The organism is Brevibacillus sp. B_LB10_24 (assembly GCF_046036945.1).
Classification (GTDB): domain Bacteria; phylum Bacillota; class Bacilli; order Brevibacillales; family Brevibacillaceae; genus Brevibacillus_C.
Window position 1 is genome coordinate 77,197 of the sequence record NZ_JBJQOQ010000014.1, and the last position, 18,989, is coordinate 96,185.

An 18,989-nucleotide genomic window follows, 5' to 3' on the forward strand; every position below is an offset into this window, starting at 1 on the left:
TTGTAAGAGCCAGGAAAATGGGTGTTTGTAACAGTATCCGACATACGGCTATGTTACATAAATCTATTGTAGGCTTTGTGGAAATACCTTGGCCCCCATTCAAGGCGTGAGCGGATCATCCTCACATGGCTTTTCTGTCCTGTTCTATGTACGAACAAGTAGGAGGTGAAAACGAGTGGATGAATTCAAGAAGGACCTCAAACAGTTGAAGGTAGCTGATTTTAAGGCAAGCGGAATCAACTCCTGGAACAATCCGAGCAAAACCGACACGAAACTGGTTCAATGGTGCAGTTGTTCTTCGTTTTGCAGTTGCGGTTTTTGCAGCTGCGGTTTTTGCAGCTGCGGCTTCTGCAGCTGCGGTTTCTGCAGTTGCGGTTTTTGCAGATGCGGCAGATGCGGTTTTTGCAGCCGCTGCAGATGATAGTCACGGATTCATTCAGAAGAGAGGCGTTTCCTGCTTGTTGAGTCTTCAGCTTGCAGGGAGCGCCTTAAGAGAACCACCCCGCGTGACCTCTTGTGAGGCTGTCGGGGTGGTTTTTTATTGTCAATTAATTTGTGTGACAATGTACCTTGTCTGACACAGTAATATGTGTTACAGTATACGTGGCAAGGATGGGGGGCATGGGCAGATTGAACGAGTCATCCTACAGCAGTGATTTGGTGCGGGGAAGCATTGATACGATTATCTTGCGGGTGCTTCTTCAAGGAGACAATTACGGCTATCAAATCATTAAGGAAATCTATGAGAAAAGCAATCATCTGTTTGAATTAAAAGAACCGACGCTTTATTCGAGTCTTCGCCGCCTGGAAAAACAACAGATGATCGAATCGTACTGGGGCGAGGAGACGCAGGGCGGCCGCAGGAAATACTACAGGATTACCCGGGCGGGCAGAGAGATGTACCTGCAAAACTGTGAAGCATGGCGGGCGGCAAGGGATATGATAGACCGCCTGATCGATTACCGAAAGGAAGGGGAGCCTGTGTGAAAGAGCTGGAGGAATACGTCGCCGGATTGTTTGCCGGCTATCCGGTGACAAGCGAGATCAAGGAACTGAAGAGCGAGATCCTGAGCAATCTGGAAGCCAAAGTGACGGATTACATGCAGGATGGAATGACGTACGAGGAAGCGGTCATTCGCGCCACCAAGAGCATCGACTCGATTGACTTCCTGATTGACGGACATCAGCGGGTGCATTTATATCGGTTCAGCTTGGAGCTTGTCCAGATGGCATTGCTCTTTGTCCTGGTTGCCTGGATCGTAACCATTCCGCTGCGGATTGTATGGACGGGCATATGGGTGAACGGCCTGTTTACATTGGCTGTCGCGGCATGCGGTTTGATCTACATGATCCTGTTGGCGCTGAAAAACAGCAGATTTGCCAATGCCGTTGCATCGGTGGATTTAGTCAAGCTGGGGAAATGGAGAAAAGCAGTCTGGATGCTGTGGGGAATCTACATCCTGGTGATGACGGCGTTTACGGCAGCGGTGAAATTCGGAAGCAATGTGTGGTTTGGACGTGCGATCCAGATCGATGGACCCTACCAATTTGCTGTTGTTTCACTAGACTTTGCTCTGCCTTTTCTATCGATAATCGTGCCCATCATCTTTCATCAGGCACGGATCCTGGCAGAAAAATACGAGGTGAATGCTTCGTGAGGAAGAGAAACCTGTTGATCATCGCGCTTTTCATCACCGGTGCTCTCGGGATGACGATCGTTGAAGCGCAAATCAAGCCCGAAATGGAAAGACAGCAGGAGCAGTACCGATTGGATCAGCTCAATCCCTTGACTCACGACTTTCAGAGCGTCCTGCCGTATAAAAACAAGTATATGGGCAATGCGGGCAATCTCATCAATCTCAACTATCATCTGCCGCTTGGCGATATCGTGGCATCTTTTCAGCTTTACCCCGAGGAGCTTACGGCAGAGGTTTTCTACGATCGGAAGGCGGCAGATCTGGATGAAAAACGGCTGAAACAGGCCCTTCTCTACAATTCCACGGCCAATTTTGTGCTGATAGACAACCTGCAGGCTTTGAAACTGAGTTTTAACGGAACCTCGTACACGATAACGAGAGAAGCAGTAGAAAAATGGTACGGCGACCGCTTCAAGGAATTGCAGGATAATGAGACGTGGAAGAAAGAGGTCCAGGGCCCTTTGGCGGATCCAGCTTATGCCCGGAGATTTTACGAGCAGAATGTGGCAGTCGAATCATAAAACCCTGCAACCGCCGATTCCGGCTGTTGCAGGGTTTTTCCCGTTTCGCTGCTTTCTCTCTATAATATTTGCTTGTTTATTCGTTTTCTACCAGGATTTTTGTCGCTCCACCCATTGGTGGCATGCTCTTGGTTACGATCGGACCGTAGAAGGCGTACACCTTGGCTCCCTGTTTCAAATCGTCAAGTGACAGCGGCTGATTGTCTTTTGTGCTGAGAATCGGAGTGTCTTTATCTACACGCAGGTAGATCTGTTCATAGCCCAGATCAGTCAGTTTTTCTCCTTTGACTAGCACTTTTTTCGAACCGTCCGCAGCTGTGGTCACTTCCGCGATCTCACCGGCTGTACCCAACGTATCTTTGGCAGCCTGGCTTCCTTTGACGATAATCTTCTCCGCGGTTGTCATTGGAGGAATGCTCAGGGTCATGAACGGCGCATGGACTACCTTGATTTCCATGCCAAGGGCGAGATCGGAGACTGTCCGTTTTTGATTGTCTTCCGTGACGATCTCGGTTTCATCCGAGATGTTGAGCCTGATACCGTTCAAAAAACCGTTTAACTCGATTTGGCTGCCTTTTTCCCCAGTGATAATGTTCGTGATGGTACCTTCTTTGGTGTTGGCGGCAACCTCCTCGGATTTTTCGGAAGAGATCGTGATCGTCCCTGTTACGCCAACCGTGACGTTTTCCTTCAAGACATCTTGGACGAACTTCAGCGGGACGTAGGTTTTGTCATCCTTCAACTCAGGCGCTGTACCCAAGGTTACATTCATTCTGGCAATGTTGTATTGGTCTTCGCCAATTTTGATCAAGAACCACTGGTTCCCTTTGACCAGCTCAGTCCCCTGTGTCTCAGGATTCCAGGTCAGCTTGTAGCCTAATTCTTCGGCGATCGCGCGGAGCGGAACCATGATTTCCTTTTGGTTATTTTCGTATACTTTGTTTTCATCCCGGGAAAGTCCCTTGCCGTTGACGACCAGATTGTAGTGAAGTCCTCCCGCTGAATCGAGCGGTTGCGAAAGAATTACAGCTTGGTTAGGATCCAGCTTGTCTGCCGATTGTCCCTGATTTACATTATAGATAGCTGCAGCAGGATGCACAGATGTGGCAAACATGGCTGTGAATAGGGCGGCGGTTCCGAGTAATTTTACGCTTTTCATGGTGCTCTCCTCCTATGTTTCCTAGCTTTTATTGTGTTACATTTCGTTCGACGAGTCGTCTGTGCCGTTCGTTTCAACTTTTTTATCACAGCTGAAAAATGCATTCAAATTAGATAAGTGTGACCCCACGAGAGAGTTCGCCATTTTGCCGGAAAGGACGGGAGACAGCGATGGAGTTTGAAACCATGTATACGCAATACCGAACAATGCTTATGTCCATCGCCTACCATATGCTTGGTTCGCTGGCTGATGCGGAAGACATCGTTCAGGAAGTATTTCTCGAGGTGCAGCAGCAGGATACAAACCGTATCGAAAACATGAAAGCTTATCTGGCCAAAGCGGTCACCAATCGATGCATCAACTATACGAAGTCGGCCCGCAAGCGAAGGGAAGTGTACGTCGGACCGTGGCTCCCGGAGCCAATCGTCGCCCTCTCGCAGGAAGATCCGATGGAGCTGGTCATGAAAGACGAGGTCATTTCCTACGCTTTGCTCGTCGCACTGGAGCAGTTGAACGCAGTGGAAAGGGCGATTTTCATCCTGAGGGAAGCGCTTGATTACAGTTACAGGGAAATTGCTGAGATCCTGCATAAAACGGAAGAAAATTGCCGAAAAATACACAGCCGCATCAAAAAGAAGCTGCACCGTGATGGCGCGGTCTCCTCCTCCCGATCGAACAGTGAAGAAGATCTGGTCAATTTATTCATCGATGCAGCGAAAACGGGAAACTTCAACGAATTGATCCATCGGTTGACCGACGACGCGGCTATGGTTACCGATGGCGGCGGCAAGGTGCGCGGCGCCTTGCGCCCGATCATTGGGCGTGAGCGCATCTTGGCGCTTCTGGAAGGAATTGCTCCCAGAGGGTATTTTGCGGGAGATTTCCTCCCTGTATACGTTAACGGCCAGCGGGGCGTCCTGCTTGTGACGGATGGCCGGCCGGCGAAAGAAATCGGGTTTGCCCGGGATGAAAAACAGGATCGTATTACACGCATCTTTGTCGTCGCAAATCCCGACAAGCTGGCGCATCTTCAATAAAGTTCTGCGAATCTCTGGGAGGCTAGTTTTTCATTGGAAGATGTCCAGTGAACCGGGTACCGGCTGACTATGCATGATTTTTGAATTTCGCTCGCAAAATATAGATTGATGATAGCAGCCGGAGTACTTATTTTGTACTTTTTTATTATTCATGTCACAAATCGGCTGGCTGTTTTGTTCTATTAGTGAAAGGCAAATCCATGCATGATGAGGAGGAACTTCCCATGGAAACAAGATTTCAGATGGAAAAGGTAAACCCCAACGGCTACGCAGCCATGATCGGACTGGAGAAGTACCTGCAGACGGCCAGTATCGATAAAAAGCTGAAAGAACTGATCAAGATCCGCGCCTCCCAAATCAACGGCTGTGCCTTCTGTATCGATATGCACACCAAAGACGCCCGCAAGCTGGGCGAGACGGAGCGGCGCATCTACGCCCTCAACGCATGGCGGGAAACCCCTTTCTTTACTCCCGAAGAGCGGGCCGTTCTGGCTTTGACAGAAGCGGTTACGCTGGTCACGGAAGGACATGTGCCGGATGAAGTCTACAGCGAGGTGCGCCGCTACTTCGACGAAACCCAAACGGCGGAGCTCATCATGGCGATTGTGACCATCAACGCGTGGAACCGAATTGCCATCTCCACCAGAAAAATGCCCCCTGTCGAATAAGGATGAGCTTGAAGTCAAGGAGCAGAAGCTGAGGGTATCCTGCAGGCCGTATAGGCTGCTTGCAGGATGCCCTCTTTTTTGCCGAATTGCTGCTTAATACACACCAGAGGAACCGGCACCGCCAGGGTGGTCGGGTGGTTCGATCGTCTGAACCTCGTCCGTCTTGCGAGTCTTGTATTGATCCGGGGAACCTGTGGCATGTGTGCCCAGGGTTTCCAGCTCTTCTTTTGCAATCGGTGAGGGAGCATTTTTGTCCGTCATCGTTGGTGAATCACTCCTCTGTCTGGGTATCACTGGTATTTTGCGCTTCAGGTGAAGGATTATTCAACCTCCTTTCAGGCAGCCGAAAGGAGGTTTTTGTTTGATAAACTGCCCGATTATGGAAAAAGAAAGTTTTGTCGATTTTTGCCGCACTTTTTGCGAGAGATGGTATAATGCGTAGAAGGTGAGTGGGGAGGGGATTTACCTTGAACAGACAGATGACACCGATGGAGGCAGATTCTGCAAGCACACTGCCGCCAATAGTCGAGAAGAAGCAGAGAAAGCGGAGAAAAGACGACAAAACCGCAGCGATCATATCGTTTGTTGTGTGGGCCGCGCTGTTGTGCGGCGGCGTTCTCCTGGCCAACCTGTACATAGAGAAAAGCCATACCTACATCGATCAAAAGGTGAAGGAAGTAGAGCTGCATAACGCGAAACAGGTCGAAAGCGTACAAAGCGATTTGCAAAAAGTGCAGGACGAGCTGACGGCGATCAAAACGCAAGTGGGATCATTGAAAGAGGATCTGACGATGACAGGCGAGGCAATCCACGGGACCGATCAGACAAAGCAATCGCTGCAGAAGCGCATAGACGAATTAAACAAACAGCTTGCCGAGTTGAAAGGTTCGCTGAAAAAGCTGGAGGATGCTGCCCGTGCTTGGTAAGGGACAGCTGGTTCTTCTTTTCCTGCTCGCTCCGGCAGTCGGATTCTTTGTCACCTTTGCACAGTCCAACCCGGTGATGAGCTTTGAATCGGCAAGGTTGGAGCTGCCACTGAAGGAAACGGCGGACAAGCTCAGCCAGGTCCAGGATGAAGTGGAACAGACCAAACAAGTCATCGATGAATCCAGCAAATTGGCCCAGGAGATACAAGAGGCAGCCAAGCAGGAAAAACAAGCGTATGAGCAGCACGACAAATCGCTTAGCGAGCTCGTCTCGAGCAGCAAAGAGTCGGTGCAAAAATCGGCTGACGTACTCGACCATCTTTTGACGAGCATGCTGGGCAACCCGATTGGACAAACCTTCGGCAAGAACGCGACGGTAAAGGTCTATTCGCTGGAAGAGGCGGGCTACCGCGGCTATATGGCAAAAGTGCGGCTGAACAATCCGAACGCGCTGAAAGTCGTCCTGGCTAACGATCAAGTGGTCAGCAATGGCGAGACGACCAGCCATGCCGCTAAACGGAAAAATGCGGTCCTGGCTGTCAATGCCGGCGGTTTTTACAATGTCAACGGAAAGCTGGCAGTGCTTGGCACCACGGTAGTCGACGGAGAAATCAAGGCGTTTTCCAACAAAAACGACCTGTCGTTCGTCGGATTTAACACAAGCGGCCACCTTGTCGGGGGCAAAGTCACCTCCAAGGAACAGATCAAGAAGATGAACGTGCTGCAGGGAGCCAGCTTCCTGCCGACGCTCTTGCAAAACGGGAAAAAGGTGGCGATTCCGAAGGCGTGGGCGAACACGCGGCAGCCCCGTACCATGATCGGCCACTTTTCCAACGGCGACTTGCTGTTCATCGTCATCGACGGCAGACGCCAGGGATGGAGCAACGGCGTCACGCTGGAAGAAGCACAGAACAAACTGCTTGAATTCAAAGTCCGGGATGCGTACAACCTGGACGGCGGCGGCTCCAGCGCTTTCTACTACAAAGGCAAAATACTCAATCGCCCGTCTGATGGACGGGAGCGTCCTGTAACCAGCAACATCGTGATCCTGCCATGAACGAAAATAACGTACCCGGTTTCCGAGCGAAGCCGGGTTTCTTGTTGGGAAGGGGGCTCCATGTATTTAGCGTCTACTTGCAGTCCATGTCTAATAGAATATGATGACTATTTTTCAGAACTTTTAGGAAAAAAGGTGGGAATACTATGGCAGAAGAGACTGGGAGAAGACAATCCGCGGAAAAAGAGGAGATAGCCGATCAGGGAGAGAAAGGTTTTTCTCGCCGGGAATTTCTTCACAAGACGGCGCTGCTGGGACTGGCAGCGGCCGTTCCCGGCACATTATTAACCCTTGGCTCTGCAATGGCAACTGAGACGGATGCAGGCGGAGGGGATGGCGGTGAAAAAGTGACGGATACAGTACTGAAACCAAATGGAACGATTGTCGACGTGCCCGGCGTCAAGGTGGGACACGTGCAAGATGACGAAGCGCTGACCGGCTGCACGGTGATCGTGCTGGAAAAGGCGGCGGCCTGCGGAGTAGACGTGCGGGGGTCGGCACCTGGGACCCGGGAAACGGACCTGCTTAATCCGATCAATCAAGTGGACAAAGTGAATGCCATCTGTCTGACGGGCGGGAGCGCTTACGGCCTGGATTCGGCAACAGGGGTCATGCGCTGCCTGGAGGAGCAGGGGATGGGATTTGAAGTCGGAGTGGGTGTCGTTCCGATCGTCCCGGCTGCGGTGCTGTTCGATCTGTCGATCGGCAGCGCAAAGGTGCGTCCCGATGCGCAAATGGGGTACAATGCGGCCAAAAATGCGAGCAAAAAACCGGTCCAGCAAGGCAATGTCGGGGCCGGCATGGGGGCGACGGTCGGCAAGCTGGCCGGGATGAAACGGGCGATGAAGGGCGGTCTCGGTTCCGCGTCGATCCGTCTGCCCGGAGGATTGGTCGTCGGGGCGATCGTCGCCGTCAACGCAGTCGGAGAGGTGCGCGATCCCCATACGGGGGAGATCCTGGCAGGTGCCAGGGACGACAGCGGGAAGATTCGCGGCGCCCTGTCCTGGATGATCGAGAAGGGGTCGCCGCAAGCACGCCCGGGGACGAATACGACGATCGCGGCAGTGGCAAGCAATGCCAACCTGAACAAGACACAGGCGAACAAAGTGGCGCAAATGGCCCACGACGGCCTGGCCCGCAGCATCTTTCCGGTGCATACGATGAGCGACGGCGACACGATTTTTGCCCTGGCCACTGGGGGAGTGGACGCTTCCGTCGACCTTGTCGGGACGCTGTCGGCGGTTGTCCTGGCGGAGGCGGTCGCCAATGCGATCCGTACTGCCGAAGCGGCAGGCGGGGTGCCGGCTTACCGCGATCTGCAAAAATAGGCTGTCTGCCCGGTGTCCATTTGCTTATCGGCTGCAGCCGGATGGAAAGCTGAAAAGAACGTCAAATCGTATTACAATGATGAGGAAGGGAGTGGGTACCGATGGAATTGCAGATGAAGGATAACGGATTTATTGCCAATTTTGAGTATGGCCAACTGAAGATATCGGGCGATGAAACCTACGGATTTCGTCCCTACCAGCTGATGGTTTCTTCCATTGCCGCATGCAGCAGCAGCGTTTTGAACAAAGTCCTGGGAAAAATGCGGATGAACTGCGAAGACTTGAAAGTCTCCGTACAGGTCGAACGGAACGAGCAGGAAGCCAATCGCATCGAGAAGATCCACATGCACTTTGTCATCAAGGGAGAGGGGCTTCAGCCGGAAAAAGTGGAGAAAGCAGTCGCCCTGGCCCGAAAAAACTGTCCGATGGTCCAATCCGTGAAAGACAGTATTGAGATTACGGAGTCGTTTGAGTTGGTCCAGTAAGAGAATAGCACCGGTTGGGTCCTCCTTGTTTCAGGCAAGGGGGACCGTTGCTTGTTCCGATGGATTGCACAATTCGAAACACGATGAGCCAATCTTAAACGACAGGACTTAGAATTTGCACTGTAATTTTTAAAGGTAAGAAATGTTGACTTGTTTTATGATCGGTGACATACCAGCTTACATTTGTAGAAAAAGGACGGTCTTCCGCTTTAATTTGGAAGAGTCGTCCTCATTGTTTAATGCCAGAATTTATTCCTGTTATTACGAAAATTAAGATGGATCACTGACCTTCACAAGCTGTTTCCCTACATTTTTCCCTGTAAATAAATCGAGAAAAGCTTTCGGTGCATTTTCAAAGCCCTCTGCAATGGTTTCTTCGTATTTCAATTTCCCTTCAAATAGCCACTCGGATAGGTACTGAAGCCCTTCACCAAAACGTTCTTCATAATCCGTGACGAGGAAACCTTTCATTAGAGAACGTGTCTTTAACAATTTCGGCTGAATACTTGGTCCAAACGCTTCATTCTCAGCATTAAAGGATGAAATTGAACCGCATAATGGTACACGCGCGAAATTATTAAGTAAACGGAGCACTGCATCAGAAATTTTGCCGCCAACATTATCAAAATAGACGTCCACTCCATTCGGACATGCTTCTTCAAGAGCTTTTTGTAAATCATCTGTAGTGTTGTAGTTAATGGCTTTATCAAAGCCAAGTTCATTTTCCAAATGTGCAATTTTCTCATCCGTACCTGCAATACCTACAACTCTGGCTCCTTTGATTTTTGCGATTTGACCGACGATAGAGCCAACAGCACCTGCAGCACTTGAGACAACAACCGTTTCTCCTTTTTTCGGTTGACCAACATCTATCAGTCCAAAATAAGCTGTTAATCCCGTTATTCCCAGTACACTTAAATAAGCGGACAAGGGAACATTGGTATTATTAATCTTACTAACGGTTTTTGAGTCAACAGTGTTGTAAAGTTGCCAAGGTAGGAAGCCCTGTACCTTATCCCCAACGTTCAATTCCGCTGAATTGGATTCAATCACTTCACCAATCATGGAACCCGTAATAGGTTCATGTAAAGCAAATGGTTCAATATAAGACTTTCCAGCATTCATTCGCCCTCTCATGTATGGATCTACAGACAAGTAAAGGGTTTTTACAAGCACCTGATCTCTTTCGGGTTTATCGATAGGAATATTTCGAAGTCCAAATGCCTCCTCTGTTGGTACACCTTCTGGACGGTTCATTAAAATAATTTGTTGATTTTGAGTGTTCATCCTCATTCTCCTTTTTATCGTTGTTCGCAAGGTCATGATTCGAAAAATCATGAATTATTTGATGATCACTTCGGATTGCTGTCATAATGCAAACCGAGGTAATAAGCTTGTTTCAGCAGCTTTTCATGAATTTCCGGCCTCGAATCCAAGGTGTCATACAATATCTCAACCTTTGTTTTCGGGATTCCTGCGTAACTAGCTATTCCTATGTTCAGTTGGTGCTGGATCATTTTGTCATACTGTCTTTTCTCAAAGTGCTCGAGTGGAGCGCCTGCGAGACCAAGCCATAACATCCGTTTATGATGCAGCTTATTGGAGCCGTACGCAAAACCATTGTTCCAGACGCGGTCGATATAGCCCTTTAGCATGGCTGGCAAGCTGTACCACCAAATTGGGAAAATATAGGCGAGTGCTTCATGCTTTTTCATTCGCTCCATTTCCTTCTCTACTTCAGGTGAATATGTTTTATGATCTGCTGTCCAGTCCGGTTCGTCTGCTTCCCACAACACAGGATTAAAACCGCTGCGATGCAGATCCAACACCTCCGTTTCGTGGCCAGCATCCATCAGGCCTTGCGTAAATTGGGCTGCAACAGAAAAGGTCAAAGAGTCAACCCTTGGGTGTGATACAACTGTCAATACTTTCATTATGCTTCTCCTTTCACTTATTTGGTTCATTTCGTTTAGAGACATGTAGATCGAGAGACGAGAAGGTGTCGTAATACTGGCATGAATGGATTATGTATCATACAATGGATATTGAGAAGTACGCACTTTTTTGTATCATTTATACAAAAAAGTTATATAGATACCAAAAAGTGCCTTAGTATAAAATCTTGACTATCTTGTACAGGAGGTAGGTATTCCGTGGAGAGACAATCCGTTCGGACTTATAACATCCCCGCTGAAGCAACGTTGGACATTTTAGGGGGGAAGTGGAAATTATTGATTCTGTGTCATTTAAACTGTGGACCCAAGAGAACAAGTGAATTAAAGAAGGAAATACCGGAAATTACACAAAAAATGTTAACGCAGCAGCTCCGGGAGTTGGAAGAAGACGATATCATAATTCGAACGGTATACAACCAAGTACCGCCGAAAGTTGTCTATGAAATGAGTGAGTTAGGAAAATCGCTGAAATCGATATTGGACCAATTGAACGATTGGGGCGAGCAATATATCCAAGGCCGTGAACCATTCTCAGAGTAAATGCACTTTTTAAAGAGGTCCATATTTTTTTGCCAGTGGTGGGAGAATAGCAGATGGGAGACATGCAGCTTGACGAAGCGGCAGGATCGGTGTAACATTTTAATGGTTAAAACATTTAACTATTAATGGTTTGAATGAAGGTGGTGATGCGGGCACAGATGGAAGAGAGAAGTCAATTAGCCAAGCTGTTGTCGGTGATGGTCCATAAATTCATTGTTGCCTATGGCAAGATCCTGGACAGCGACCTTTCCGGATCCCAGGTATACATCCTGGAAATCCTGGACGAGGAAGGCGCGAAGAAAGGAACCGAACTGGCGGAGAGATTAGAGATCAGCCTGCCGGCGATTACGAATCTCGCTAATAAATTGGTAAAAAAGGGATATATCGTGCGTCAGGTTCCCGAAAGCGACCGACGGGTGACGCTGCTTCAGATCACCCCGCTGGGTTCGCAGGTGCTGGAGAGGATTAATCAAAAGTACCTCGCCTTGACCAACACTCTTTGGGCAGGTTTTTCCGCCGAGGAGCTGGATGATCTGCTGAAGTACTACAGACGAATGGTTGACAATTTGCTGGAAAATCAAGCGGATGAGGAGTGACTCAACATGCCTCAAACAGAACAGATTGCAGTAGTGACAGGCGCCGGGAGCGGCATGGGACGGGCCTCCAGCCTGAAGCTTTCGGAAATGGGCATGAAGCTGGTGCTGGTGGATTTCAACCGGCAAACAGGGGAAGAGACGCTCGGCATGATCAAGGAACAGGGCGGCGACGGTATTTTTGTGCAGGCAGATGTAAGCAAGAGCGCCGATGTGCAGCATTATGTGAACAAAGCGGTTGAAACCTACGGCCGGATTGACGTTTTCTTCAATAATGCGGGCGTGATCCAAAAGCCGTATCTGCTGTCGGATATCCCTGACGAGGAGTTTGACCGCATCGTATCGGTCAACTTCAAAGGCGTTTTCTTCGGGTTGAAGTACGTGCTGAAGGTGATGGAAAAACAGGGCTACGGCGTGATCATCAACAACTCGTCCAGCTCCGGACTGCGGGTGGAGCACAGCTTGGCCGTCTATTCGGCGAGCAAGCACGCTGTGGTTGGACTTACGAAGTCGGCGGCGCTGGAATACGCCGATAAAGGAATCCGCGTGAACGCGATTTGTCCTGGCGGTGTCGAGACCAACCTGGTAGCGGGCTTCCAAAAGACGATAGCCGAAACCGGGAATGTGCCGAAGATCGAATCTCCGCGCATCGGACGCATGGCTGATCCGCAGGAAATCGCCAATGTAGTGGCATTCCTGGCTTCGCCGGGAGCCAGTTACATGACCGGATCGATCGTTCCGATCGACGGCGGTCTTACTCTGTAACAGCGAAACAGCATATTTGCATGTGGGAAAAATACCGCCTCTGCTGACAGGGGCGGTTTTTCATGTCCGAATCTCGTCCTCATCGTGGCGGCAGTACTTGCGGATCAAGCGTGAGGCTTTGGATTGGCTGATTTTTAAATATTCCGCCACTTTCCGCGAGCTTTTGAACCTCTGGTATGACTCGCAAATCATTTTCCTCTCTACTTCTGTCATGGCCGAAGCGAGCGAGGGCAGCAGCGTCCGCTCCTGTGGCGTGTGACCGCAGCAGCGAATGGCATCGGGCAAGTCGGGGACGTCGATCAAGGGATCAGAAGTGACGATCAGCTTTTCCAGCAGGTTTTCCAGTTGGCGGATATTGCCCGGCCAGGGAAACGACAGAAGCAGCTTCAGCGCTTGGTCGGAGATGCGGTGGAAACTGCCGAACTGCCGGTTGTATTTGTCCAGAAAAAAATGGATCAGCGGCAAAAGGTCGGCCTCCCGCTCGCGCAGCGGGGGGATTTTGATATCCAACACGTGAAGCCGGTAGTAGAGGTCTTCGCGAAACAGCTTCTTTTGCACCATCTCCTGCAGGTCGCAATTGGTCGCGGTCACGATCCGGACATCTGCCTTTCTGGGTTCGCGCCTGCCGAGCGGAATGTATTCGCGGTGCGAAAGGAAGTGGAGCAGCTTTGGCTGCAGGTGCAGCGGCAGTTCGCCGATTTCATCCAAAAACAGGGTGCCGTGGTTGGCTGCTTCGATCAGGCCGATTTTTCCCTGCTTCAAGGCGCCGGTAAACGCCCCGGGCGAATAGCCGAACAATTCGGCTTCCAGCAAATTCTCCGGAATCGCCGAGCAGTTAATCGTGAGAAACGGCTGCTTCCGGCGGGAGCTGAAGCGGTGAATGAACTGGGCCAGGACGCTTTTTCCCGTACCGGTCTCGCCGTGCAGGAGAACGGTTGAGTCCACAGCAGCGGCCTTCCGGCACAGACGCAGCACCTTCTTCATGGCTTCGCTGTGGACGACAAGGGGCTGGTTTTGGTCTTCCAAGACTTGCGCTGTCGTCGGCAATGCTTTTGAAATATCCACTACGCTCTCACCCCTGTATATCCGCAAGCTATTGGGGAAGGTTTTGGCGGCCCGGGCTCTCCGCCAGGTTGAGCAGGACTACACCTACAATAATGATGGCGATCGCCAGCAGCCTGAGGGGGCTGACCGATTCTTTCCAGAGTATGATGCCGATGACTACAGTCAGGGCGGTGCCCACTCCGGACCAAATGGCGTAAGCGGTGCCGAGCGGCAGGTATTTCAACGCGAGGGACAGGATGTAGAAAGAAGCGGCGTATCCGATGACCACGACCGTGCCGGGAACCCATTTGGTAAACCCCTCGGATAATTTCAATGCGGTGGTTGCGGTAATCTCCAGGAGTATGGCCGATGCCAAATAGACGAATTTCATCTCGCTTCCCCCTTCGACATGCTGATCAACAAATGCTGTACGCGCTCCCGCAGCTCGCCGTTCGTCAGCGGAGCCAGCCCAAACATCTCGGCGAACCACAAACCGTCGGCGGCCAGCCGGCAGATGGTCGCTGCTTCAGGGTCAATCCCGTCTCGTTCCAATTGTTCCTGCCAGCCTGCGTAGTAACGCCGGACAGGCTCCAACAGTTCCGGCTTGTTTACCAGTGCGGCCAGCAAGCCGGCGCTGATCTTCAATTCCTGCTCGGTACTGCGGAAGGTGGTGCGGACGTAGGCGCGCGCCCACTTCCCTGGGGAGTGGGGCTCCTGGGAGATGTCGTCCTCTATTTGCTGATGGTATTCCTTGAACAAGTGATCGATCATACCCTCGATCAAGGCTTCCTTCGAGGGGAAGTGATACAAGAGGCCGCCTTTGCTGATATTCGCTTGCCCGGCAACCGCATCCAGCGTCAAACGGCCGATCCCCTCGTTTTGGATCAGGGCGTAAGCTGCTTCGAGAATCGTTTCGCGGGTTGTTTTTGTAGCTCCCACGCTTCTTACCGCCTTTCGTTTCCGGTCTTATTTCTTTTTACTATACCGTCTGGACGGTACAGTTGTCAATTCTTTCCTTTCCCCTGAGTGAGCCGTGACTCGCTTGAGTCAGGCTGGAATCGCTTTTTTAACCGCTGTTTTTTCGCAAATTAATGAAGAATCAAGGGGTGTTCCCCTTGGCATTCCTCTTGCTTGAAGTGTTGGCGAACAGCAATCTTGCGCAAGGGAGGAACAGGAAATGGAACGCATTTTTGTGAACGGGCAATTTGCCGACAGCACAGCGGAAAAAAGCAAGGTGATCGTCAATCCTGCAACGGAGGAGGAGATTGCCGAAATCCCGCTGTGCGGGGAAAAAGACGTGGAGCAGGCAGTAGCCGCGGCCCGGAAAGCCTTTTTCAGCTGGGGAGCGACGACACCGGCAGAGCGAAGCGCCCTCCTGCTGAAAATTGCCGATCGGGTGGAGCAGCATCTGGAGAGCCTGGCGCTGATCGAATCGCAGAATGTCGGCAAACCACTCGAGGTCGCAAGGTTTGACGTGTGTGCCTTTGTCGATAATCTGCGCTTTTTTGCCGGAGCCGCCCGAACGCTGCAGGGCTTGAGCTGTGGCGAATACATGGAGGGACACACCAGCATGATCCGGCGCGAGCCCGTGGGCGTCGTCGGTTCCATCACGCCATGGAATTACCCGCTGCTGATGGCCGGCTGGAAGATTGGTCCAGCTCTGGCCGCAGGCAACACAGTGGTGCTCAAACCGTCGGAGTTGACTCCCCTGTCAGCGTTGAAGCTGGCGGAGCTGACGGCAGACCTGCTCCCGCCGGGCGTGTTGAATGTCGTCACAGGGCTTGGCGAGGAAGCGGGAGCGGCGTTGGCCAGGCATCCCGGCGTGCACATGATCTCGCTCACCGGTAGCGTCAGGGCGGGCAAGGCGGTTGCCCGGGAAGCGTCCGCCGCCTTGAAAAAAGTGCACCTGGAGTTGGGCGGTAAGGCTCCCGTGGTCATATTTGACGATGCCGACCTTGACGAAGCCGTGAACGGGATTCGCCTGGCCGGATTTTCCAACAGCGGACAGGATTGTACGGCGGCCGCCAGAATTTATGTGGAAAAAGGATCGTACGAAGCGCTCCTGGACAAACTTGCAGCCGCAGCCCAGAGCATCGTCGTAGGTGATCCGCTGACGGAAGGGACGGAGATGGGGCCGCTGGTCTCGCAGGAACATCTGGAAAGAGTCGCCGGTTTTGTCGAGCGCGCCCGGAGCAAGCCCCAGGTACAGGTACTTGCCGGAGGGGAGAGGCTAGAGGGCCGCGGATTTTTCTACAAGCCGACAGTGCTTGCGGGGGTCAGCCAGAGCGATGAGATTATCCGGGAAGAAGTGTTTGGTCCCGTGGTGACCGTCATGCCGTTTGCTTCCGAGGATGAGGCAATGGAGCTTGCCAACGACTGTCAATATGCGCTGTCCACGTCTGTCTGGACACAGAACACGTCGCGGGCGATGAAATTCGTCAAACAGCTTCAGTACGGAACCGTCTGGGTCAATACCCACTTCCTGCTGACCAGTGAAATGCCGCATGGCGGTTTCAAAAATTCCGGTTATGGCAAGGATCAATCGATCTATGCCGTCGAGGAGTACACCGAGATCAAACACGCCATGATTCGCTTTGCATAACCATCAGCGAAACGGAGGTTGACTTGTTTTGAAGCAGGATTTCGTTCAGCTGCAGCATCGCTACCATGAAGATGTGGAGCGCTCTTACACACTGCCCTCTTATTTTTACTTCGACCCTGCTGTCCTGGAGGCGGAGCGGAAGGAGATTTTCGAAAAAAGTTGGATTTGCGTCGGCCATGAGGAGAAAGTAAGGGAGCCGGGAGATTATTTTACCGTGTCGCTGTTCGACCAGAATATCGTAATCATCAGAGGAAAGGATCAGGTCGTGCGGGCTTTTTACAATGTCTGCCCGCATCGCGGCCACGAATTGGTAAGCGGGGAGGGCAACAAGCCGCTGATCGTCTGCCCGTACCACGCATGGAGCTTTCAGCTTGACGGCCGCTTTCACAACGGCAGGGCTGTCCGCCAAATGAAGCAGTTCGACGAGCAGGAAGCTTGTTTGCGCCCTGTCCAAGTGGAGCGCTTTGCCCATTTCCTGTTTGTCAATCTCGATCCTGCGGCGAAGCCGCTGCAAGAAATGATTCCGGGAGTGGAAGAAGAAATCCGGCAGCGCGTACCCGTTCTGGACAAATTGACGCTATCGCACAGAATCTCCTATGAGATCAAAGCCAATTGGAAAAACGTGCTCGACAACTACCTGGAGTGCCATCACTGTGCCGTTGCCCATCCGCAGTTTGTGGAGATTGTCGATATGGCCAAGTACCGACTGAAGACGTTCGACTACCACATCCTGCAGACCGGTGCAGGCAAAAAAAGGCTTGGCAGCAACCGGACGCCTGATGATCAGGAAAACGCTGTGGCCATGTATACCTCCTATTGGCTGTGGCCCAACCTGGCGATTGACATCATGCCGGGAGAACCCGGGCTGATCGTCATGCATGTACTGCCTGACGGTCCCGAGACAACGGTGCAGCACCTGGAGTTTTACTATTTGCAGAAGGAGCCGACGCAGGAGGGATGGGCCAATATCGAATATCAGGACAAAGTGCTGAATCCGGAAGATTTTGCCCTGGTGGAAAGCGTGCAGCGGGGGCTGCGTTCCAAGGGATACGCTGACGGGCGCTACGTCGTCGACCAGGATCGTTCGTCTATCAGCGAGCATGCCGTGCACCACTTTCACGGACTCGTGCTGAAAGCTTTGGGAGCGCGCTAGGACGCGTTCCCCCACATGCGAATGGAGGGCGACAAACCTTGGAGAAGAGAACGGGACTGCAAAGGCAGTTAAAGCTTTGGCATGTATTCGCCCTGGGTCTGTCACTGATGGTTCCCACCACTGTTTTTGATACCTATGGGATCGCCGCCGGCTCTACCGGCGGCCACGTCCCGACTGCCTATCTGTTCAGCATGGCGGCCATTCTGTTCACGGTGCTGAGCTACGCCCACATGGTGAAGGTATTTCCGGGAGCTGGATCGGCATACACGTATGCCCAGCAGACATTTAACTCCAGTATCGGCTTCCTCGTCGGGTGGGCGGCGCTTTGCGACTACCTGTTTTTGCCGATGCTGTACGCTTTGACCGCAGAAATCTATTTGTCGTCTCTGTTTCCGGAAGTGCCGAGCTGGTGCTGGATTGTGCTTACCGTGCTGTTTTTCACCCTGGCCAATATCTTCCAGGTAAAGGTTACGGTCTCGTTCAATGCTGTTTTCGTCGTGTTTCAAGTATTGATCACGGTCGTGTTCATCGCTTTGCTGATTCGGGAGCTGCTGGGAGGCACGGCTGCCGGCTTTTCGCTGCAGCCGTTCTATTCCGCCAGTCTGAACTGGTCTGCTGTCCTGGCCGGTTCGGTGATCCTCTCCTACTCCTTTATCGGGTTCGACGCGCTCAGCACGTTGTCGGAAGAAACCCTGGAACCGAGAAAGACCATACCCCGCGCCATGATCATCCAGACGTTGTTTTTGGGCGCGATGTACACCGCTGTCACCTATTTTATGCAGTCACTTTTTCCCGATGTATCGATTTTCAACGATCCGGAAGGGGCTTCTCCGGAGATCGCCCAGCGGATCGGCGGAATGCTGTTCGCGTCGGTCTTCGCGGCGATCACCGTCACAGGCAACATGGTGGGCGGGATTGCCGCCCAGCTGAGCACATCCCGTTTGCTCTATGCGATGGGGCGGGACAACGTCATTCCCAAAAAGCTGTTCGGGTATATTCATCCCCGTACCGGGGTACCTGTGTTCAACGTCATTCTCGCCGGACTGTTTTCGCTGTCGGCCAGCTTTTTCGACCTGGAAACTGCCATCTCCTTCTTCAGTTTTGGCGCCTATACGGCCTTCACTTTTGTCAATCTGTCCGTCATCGCCTATTTCATCGTTCAGAAAAAAATGCGTTCCTGGCGTGCGATTCTCTTTTACCTGGCCGGTCCGATGATCGCCATCAGCTTCATCGCCGTGCTTTGGACCCATATGAACGGGAAAGCGCTGGTGCTTGGCATTATCTGGAATGTATGCGGACTGGTGTATCTGCTTTATTTGACCAAGCTGTTCACCAGGCAGCCACCCCGCTTCCAATTTGAAGAGCATATCAATCAATGAAGAATTCGAAATTTAAAAATTATTCCCTTAAATTGCGTGTATAATAGAGACAGAAAACTCGCTTGATGGGGGGATTGTGG

General features: G+C 51.6%; 23 protein-coding genes. 16 read left to right on the forward strand and 7 right to left on the reverse strand.

What is annotated here, in order from left to right; all coding sequences use genetic code 11:
• The first annotated feature begins 282 nt into the window (after positions 1-282).
• The 4 genes from ACI7RC_RS14550 (at position 283) to ACI7RC_RS14565 (ending at position 2,218) form a co-directional block, all read left to right on the forward strand.
• Positions 283-465 (forward strand): hypothetical protein, encoded by a 183-nt coding sequence (locus ACI7RC_RS14550; protein ID WP_408108946.1) that lies wholly within the window; start codon positions 283-285, stop codon positions 463-465.
• Positions 466-621: 156 nt separating this feature from the next.
• Positions 622-987, forward strand: a complete 366-nt coding sequence (locus ACI7RC_RS14555) for a PadR family transcriptional regulator (protein ID WP_408108947.1) — start codon at positions 622-624, stop codon at positions 985-987.
• Positions 984-1,658, forward strand: coding sequence for a permease prefix domain 1-containing protein (locus ACI7RC_RS14560; protein WP_408108948.1), 675 nt, complete (start codon positions 984-986; stop codon positions 1,656-1,658). The genes ACI7RC_RS14555 and ACI7RC_RS14560 overlap by 4 nt, the downstream gene beginning before the upstream one ends.
• Positions 1,655-2,218 (forward strand): DUF4825 domain-containing protein, encoded by a 564-nt coding sequence (locus tag ACI7RC_RS14565; RefSeq protein ID WP_408108949.1) that lies wholly within the window; start codon positions 1,655-1,657, stop codon positions 2,216-2,218. The genes ACI7RC_RS14560 and ACI7RC_RS14565 overlap by 4 nt, the downstream gene beginning before the upstream one ends.
• Before the next feature lie 76 nt (positions 2,219-2,294).
• On the opposite strand, the gene ACI7RC_RS14570 is transcribed toward ACI7RC_RS14565, so the two are convergent.
• The gene (locus ACI7RC_RS14570) at positions 2,295-3,377 is read right to left on the reverse strand and encodes a copper amine oxidase N-terminal domain-containing protein (RefSeq protein ID WP_408108950.1); all 1,083 of its coding nucleotides are present in this window, start codon (positions 3,375-3,377) and stop codon (positions 2,295-2,297) included.
• Between the two features lie 170 nt (positions 3,378-3,547).
• Here ACI7RC_RS14570 and ACI7RC_RS14575 point away from each other — a divergent pair, with 170 nt between their 5' ends.
• Positions 3,548-4,414 carry an RNA polymerase sigma-70 factor gene (locus tag ACI7RC_RS14575; RefSeq protein ID WP_408108951.1) on the forward strand — a complete coding sequence of 289 codons (867 nt, stop codon included), beginning with the start codon at positions 3,548-3,550 and terminating at the stop codon, positions 4,412-4,414.
• Between the two features lie 224 nt (positions 4,415-4,638).
• The gene (locus ACI7RC_RS14580; RefSeq protein WP_408108952.1) at positions 4,639-5,082 is read left to right on the forward strand and encodes a carboxymuconolactone decarboxylase family protein; all 444 of its coding nucleotides are present in this window, start codon (positions 4,639-4,641) and stop codon (positions 5,080-5,082) included.
• Between the two features lie 93 nt (positions 5,083-5,175).
• Here ACI7RC_RS14580 and ACI7RC_RS14585 read toward each other — a convergent pair whose 3' ends face one another.
• On the reverse strand, positions 5,176-5,343 hold the full coding sequence (locus ACI7RC_RS14585) for a hypothetical protein (RefSeq protein WP_408108953.1): 168 nt from the start codon (positions 5,341-5,343) through the stop codon (positions 5,176-5,178).
• Between the two features lie 206 nt (positions 5,344-5,549).
• Here ACI7RC_RS14585 and ACI7RC_RS14590 point away from each other — a divergent pair, with 206 nt between their 5' ends.
• The 4 genes from ACI7RC_RS14590 to ACI7RC_RS14605 all read left to right on the forward strand — a co-directional run bounded on the left by ACI7RC_RS14590 (position 5,550) and on the right by ACI7RC_RS14605 (position 8,878).
• Complete coding sequence (locus ACI7RC_RS14590) at positions 5,550-6,008, forward strand: hypothetical protein (protein ID WP_408108954.1); 459 nt, start codon at positions 5,550-5,552, stop codon at positions 6,006-6,008.
• Complete coding sequence (locus ACI7RC_RS14595; protein ID WP_408108955.1) at positions 5,998-7,065, forward strand: phosphodiester glycosidase family protein; 1,068 nt, start codon at positions 5,998-6,000, stop codon at positions 7,063-7,065. Before ACI7RC_RS14590 ends, ACI7RC_RS14595 begins: the two co-directional genes overlap by 11 nt.
• Before the next feature lie 146 nt (positions 7,066-7,211).
• A complete protein-coding gene (locus tag ACI7RC_RS14600) occupies positions 7,212-8,393 on the forward strand; it encodes a P1 family peptidase (RefSeq protein WP_408108956.1) in 1,182 nt (393 codons plus the stop codon).
• A 101-nt stretch (positions 8,394-8,494) separates the two neighbouring features.
• Entirely contained in the window at positions 8,495-8,878 is a 384-nt protein-coding gene (locus ACI7RC_RS14605) for an OsmC family protein (protein ID WP_408108957.1), read from the forward strand.
• A gap of 270 nt (positions 8,879-9,148) precedes the next feature.
• On the opposite strand, the gene ACI7RC_RS14610 is transcribed toward ACI7RC_RS14605, so the two are convergent.
• Together ACI7RC_RS14610 and ACI7RC_RS14615 are read right to left on the reverse strand one after the other, a co-directional pair.
• Positions 9,149-10,165, reverse strand: coding sequence for an NADP-dependent oxidoreductase (locus ACI7RC_RS14610; protein ID WP_408108958.1), 1,017 nt, complete (start codon positions 10,163-10,165; stop codon positions 9,149-9,151).
• Between the two features lie 65 nt (positions 10,166-10,230).
• Positions 10,231-10,812: an NAD(P)H oxidoreductase gene (locus ACI7RC_RS14615; RefSeq protein ID WP_408108959.1), complete on the reverse strand. Its 582-nt coding sequence runs from the start codon at positions 10,810-10,812 to the stop codon at positions 10,231-10,233.
• Positions 10,813-11,031: 219 nt separating this feature from the next.
• On the opposite strand from ACI7RC_RS14615, the gene ACI7RC_RS14620 reads away from it, so the two are divergent.
• From ACI7RC_RS14620 to ACI7RC_RS14630, 3 genes are all read left to right on the forward strand, one after another.
• Positions 11,032-11,373: a winged helix-turn-helix transcriptional regulator gene (locus ACI7RC_RS14620; protein ID WP_408108960.1), complete on the forward strand. Its 342-nt coding sequence runs from the start codon at positions 11,032-11,034 to the stop codon at positions 11,371-11,373.
• Between the two features lie 158 nt (positions 11,374-11,531).
• Positions 11,532-11,969 carry a MarR family winged helix-turn-helix transcriptional regulator gene (locus tag ACI7RC_RS14625; protein WP_408108961.1) on the forward strand — a complete coding sequence of 146 codons (438 nt, stop codon included), beginning with the start codon at positions 11,532-11,534 and terminating at the stop codon, positions 11,967-11,969.
• Between the two features lie 6 nt (positions 11,970-11,975).
• Complete coding sequence (locus ACI7RC_RS14630) at positions 11,976-12,731, forward strand: SDR family NAD(P)-dependent oxidoreductase (protein WP_408108962.1); 756 nt, start codon at positions 11,976-11,978, stop codon at positions 12,729-12,731.
• 60 nt (positions 12,732-12,791) lie between these two features.
• Here the strand turns inward: ACI7RC_RS14630 and ACI7RC_RS14635 are convergent, their stop codons facing one another.
• The 3 genes from ACI7RC_RS14635 to ACI7RC_RS14645 are packed head-to-tail and all read right to left on the reverse strand — an operon-like array spanning position 12,792 to position 14,714.
• The gene (locus ACI7RC_RS14635; protein ID WP_408108963.1) at positions 12,792-13,796 is read right to left on the reverse strand and encodes a sigma-54 interaction domain-containing protein; all 1,005 of its coding nucleotides are present in this window, start codon (positions 13,794-13,796) and stop codon (positions 12,792-12,794) included.
• Positions 13,797-13,824: 28 nt separating this feature from the next.
• Positions 13,825-14,166 carry a DMT family transporter gene (locus ACI7RC_RS14640; RefSeq protein ID WP_408108964.1) on the reverse strand — a complete coding sequence of 114 codons (342 nt, stop codon included), beginning with the start codon at positions 14,164-14,166 and terminating at the stop codon, positions 13,825-13,827.
• On the reverse strand, positions 14,163-14,714 hold the full coding sequence (locus ACI7RC_RS14645; RefSeq protein WP_408108965.1) for a TetR/AcrR family transcriptional regulator: 552 nt from the start codon (positions 14,712-14,714) through the stop codon (positions 14,163-14,165). The genes ACI7RC_RS14640 and ACI7RC_RS14645 overlap by 4 nt, the downstream gene beginning before the upstream one ends.
• A 238-nt stretch (positions 14,715-14,952) precedes the next feature.
• Here ACI7RC_RS14645 and ACI7RC_RS14650 point away from each other — a divergent pair, with 238 nt between their 5' ends.
• The 3 genes from ACI7RC_RS14650 to ACI7RC_RS14660 are packed head-to-tail and all read left to right on the forward strand — an operon-like array spanning position 14,953 to position 18,909.
• Positions 14,953-16,377 (forward strand): gamma-aminobutyraldehyde dehydrogenase, encoded by a 1,425-nt coding sequence (locus ACI7RC_RS14650; protein WP_408108966.1) that lies wholly within the window; start codon positions 14,953-14,955, stop codon positions 16,375-16,377.
• A 28-nt stretch (positions 16,378-16,405) separates the two neighbouring features.
• Complete coding sequence (locus ACI7RC_RS14655; protein ID WP_408108967.1) at positions 16,406-17,530, forward strand: aromatic ring-hydroxylating oxygenase subunit alpha; 1,125 nt, start codon at positions 16,406-16,408, stop codon at positions 17,528-17,530.
• A 38-nt stretch (positions 17,531-17,568) separates the two neighbouring features.
• Positions 17,569-18,909, forward strand: a complete 1,341-nt coding sequence (locus ACI7RC_RS14660) for an APC family permease (protein ID WP_408108968.1) — start codon at positions 17,569-17,571, stop codon at positions 18,907-18,909.
• Positions 18,910-18,989 lie beyond the last annotated feature (80 nt).

What these genes read in the sequence shown, in the direction of transcription:
- ACI7RC_RS14550 (WP_408108946.1), top strand. Translation starts at nt 283, where the DNA reads ATGGTGCAGTTGTTCTTCGTTTTGCAGTTGCGGTTTTTGCAGCTGCGG.
- ACI7RC_RS14555 (WP_408108947.1), top strand. Translation starts at nt 622, where the DNA reads ATGGGCAGATTGAACGAGTCATCCTACAGCAGTGATTTGGTGCGGGGA.
- ACI7RC_RS14570 (WP_408108950.1), bottom strand. Translation starts at nt 3,377, where the DNA reads ATGAAAAGCGTAAAATTACTCGGAACCGCCGCCCTATTCACAGCCATG.
- ACI7RC_RS14575 (WP_408108951.1), top strand. Translation starts at nt 3,548, where the DNA reads ATGGAGTTTGAAACCATGTATACGCAATACCGAACAATGCTTATGTCC.
- ACI7RC_RS14580 (WP_408108952.1), top strand. Translation starts at nt 4,639, where the DNA reads ATGGAAACAAGATTTCAGATGGAAAAGGTAAACCCCAACGGCTACGCA.
- ACI7RC_RS14585 (WP_408108953.1), bottom strand. Translation starts at nt 5,343, where the DNA reads ATGACGGACAAAAATGCTCCCTCACCGATTGCAAAAGAAGAGCTGGAA.
- ACI7RC_RS14600 (WP_408108956.1), top strand. Translation starts at nt 7,212, where the DNA reads ATGGCAGAAGAGACTGGGAGAAGACAATCCGCGGAAAAAGAGGAGATA.
- ACI7RC_RS14605 (WP_408108957.1), top strand. Translation starts at nt 8,495, where the DNA reads ATGGAATTGCAGATGAAGGATAACGGATTTATTGCCAATTTTGAGTAT.
- ACI7RC_RS14610 (WP_408108958.1), bottom strand. Translation starts at nt 10,165, where the DNA reads ATGAACACTCAAAATCAACAAATTATTTTAATGAACCGTCCAGAAGGT.
- ACI7RC_RS14615 (WP_408108959.1), bottom strand. Translation starts at nt 10,812, where the DNA reads ATGAAAGTATTGACAGTTGTATCACACCCAAGGGTTGACTCTTTGACC.
- ACI7RC_RS14625 (WP_408108961.1), top strand. Translation starts at nt 11,532, where the DNA reads ATGGAAGAGAGAAGTCAATTAGCCAAGCTGTTGTCGGTGATGGTCCAT.
- ACI7RC_RS14630 (WP_408108962.1), top strand. Translation starts at nt 11,976, where the DNA reads ATGCCTCAAACAGAACAGATTGCAGTAGTGACAGGCGCCGGGAGCGGC.
- ACI7RC_RS14640 (WP_408108964.1), bottom strand. Translation starts at nt 14,166, where the DNA reads ATGAAATTCGTCTATTTGGCATCGGCCATACTCCTGGAGATTACCGCA.
- ACI7RC_RS14650 (WP_408108966.1), top strand. Translation starts at nt 14,953, where the DNA reads ATGGAACGCATTTTTGTGAACGGGCAATTTGCCGACAGCACAGCGGAA.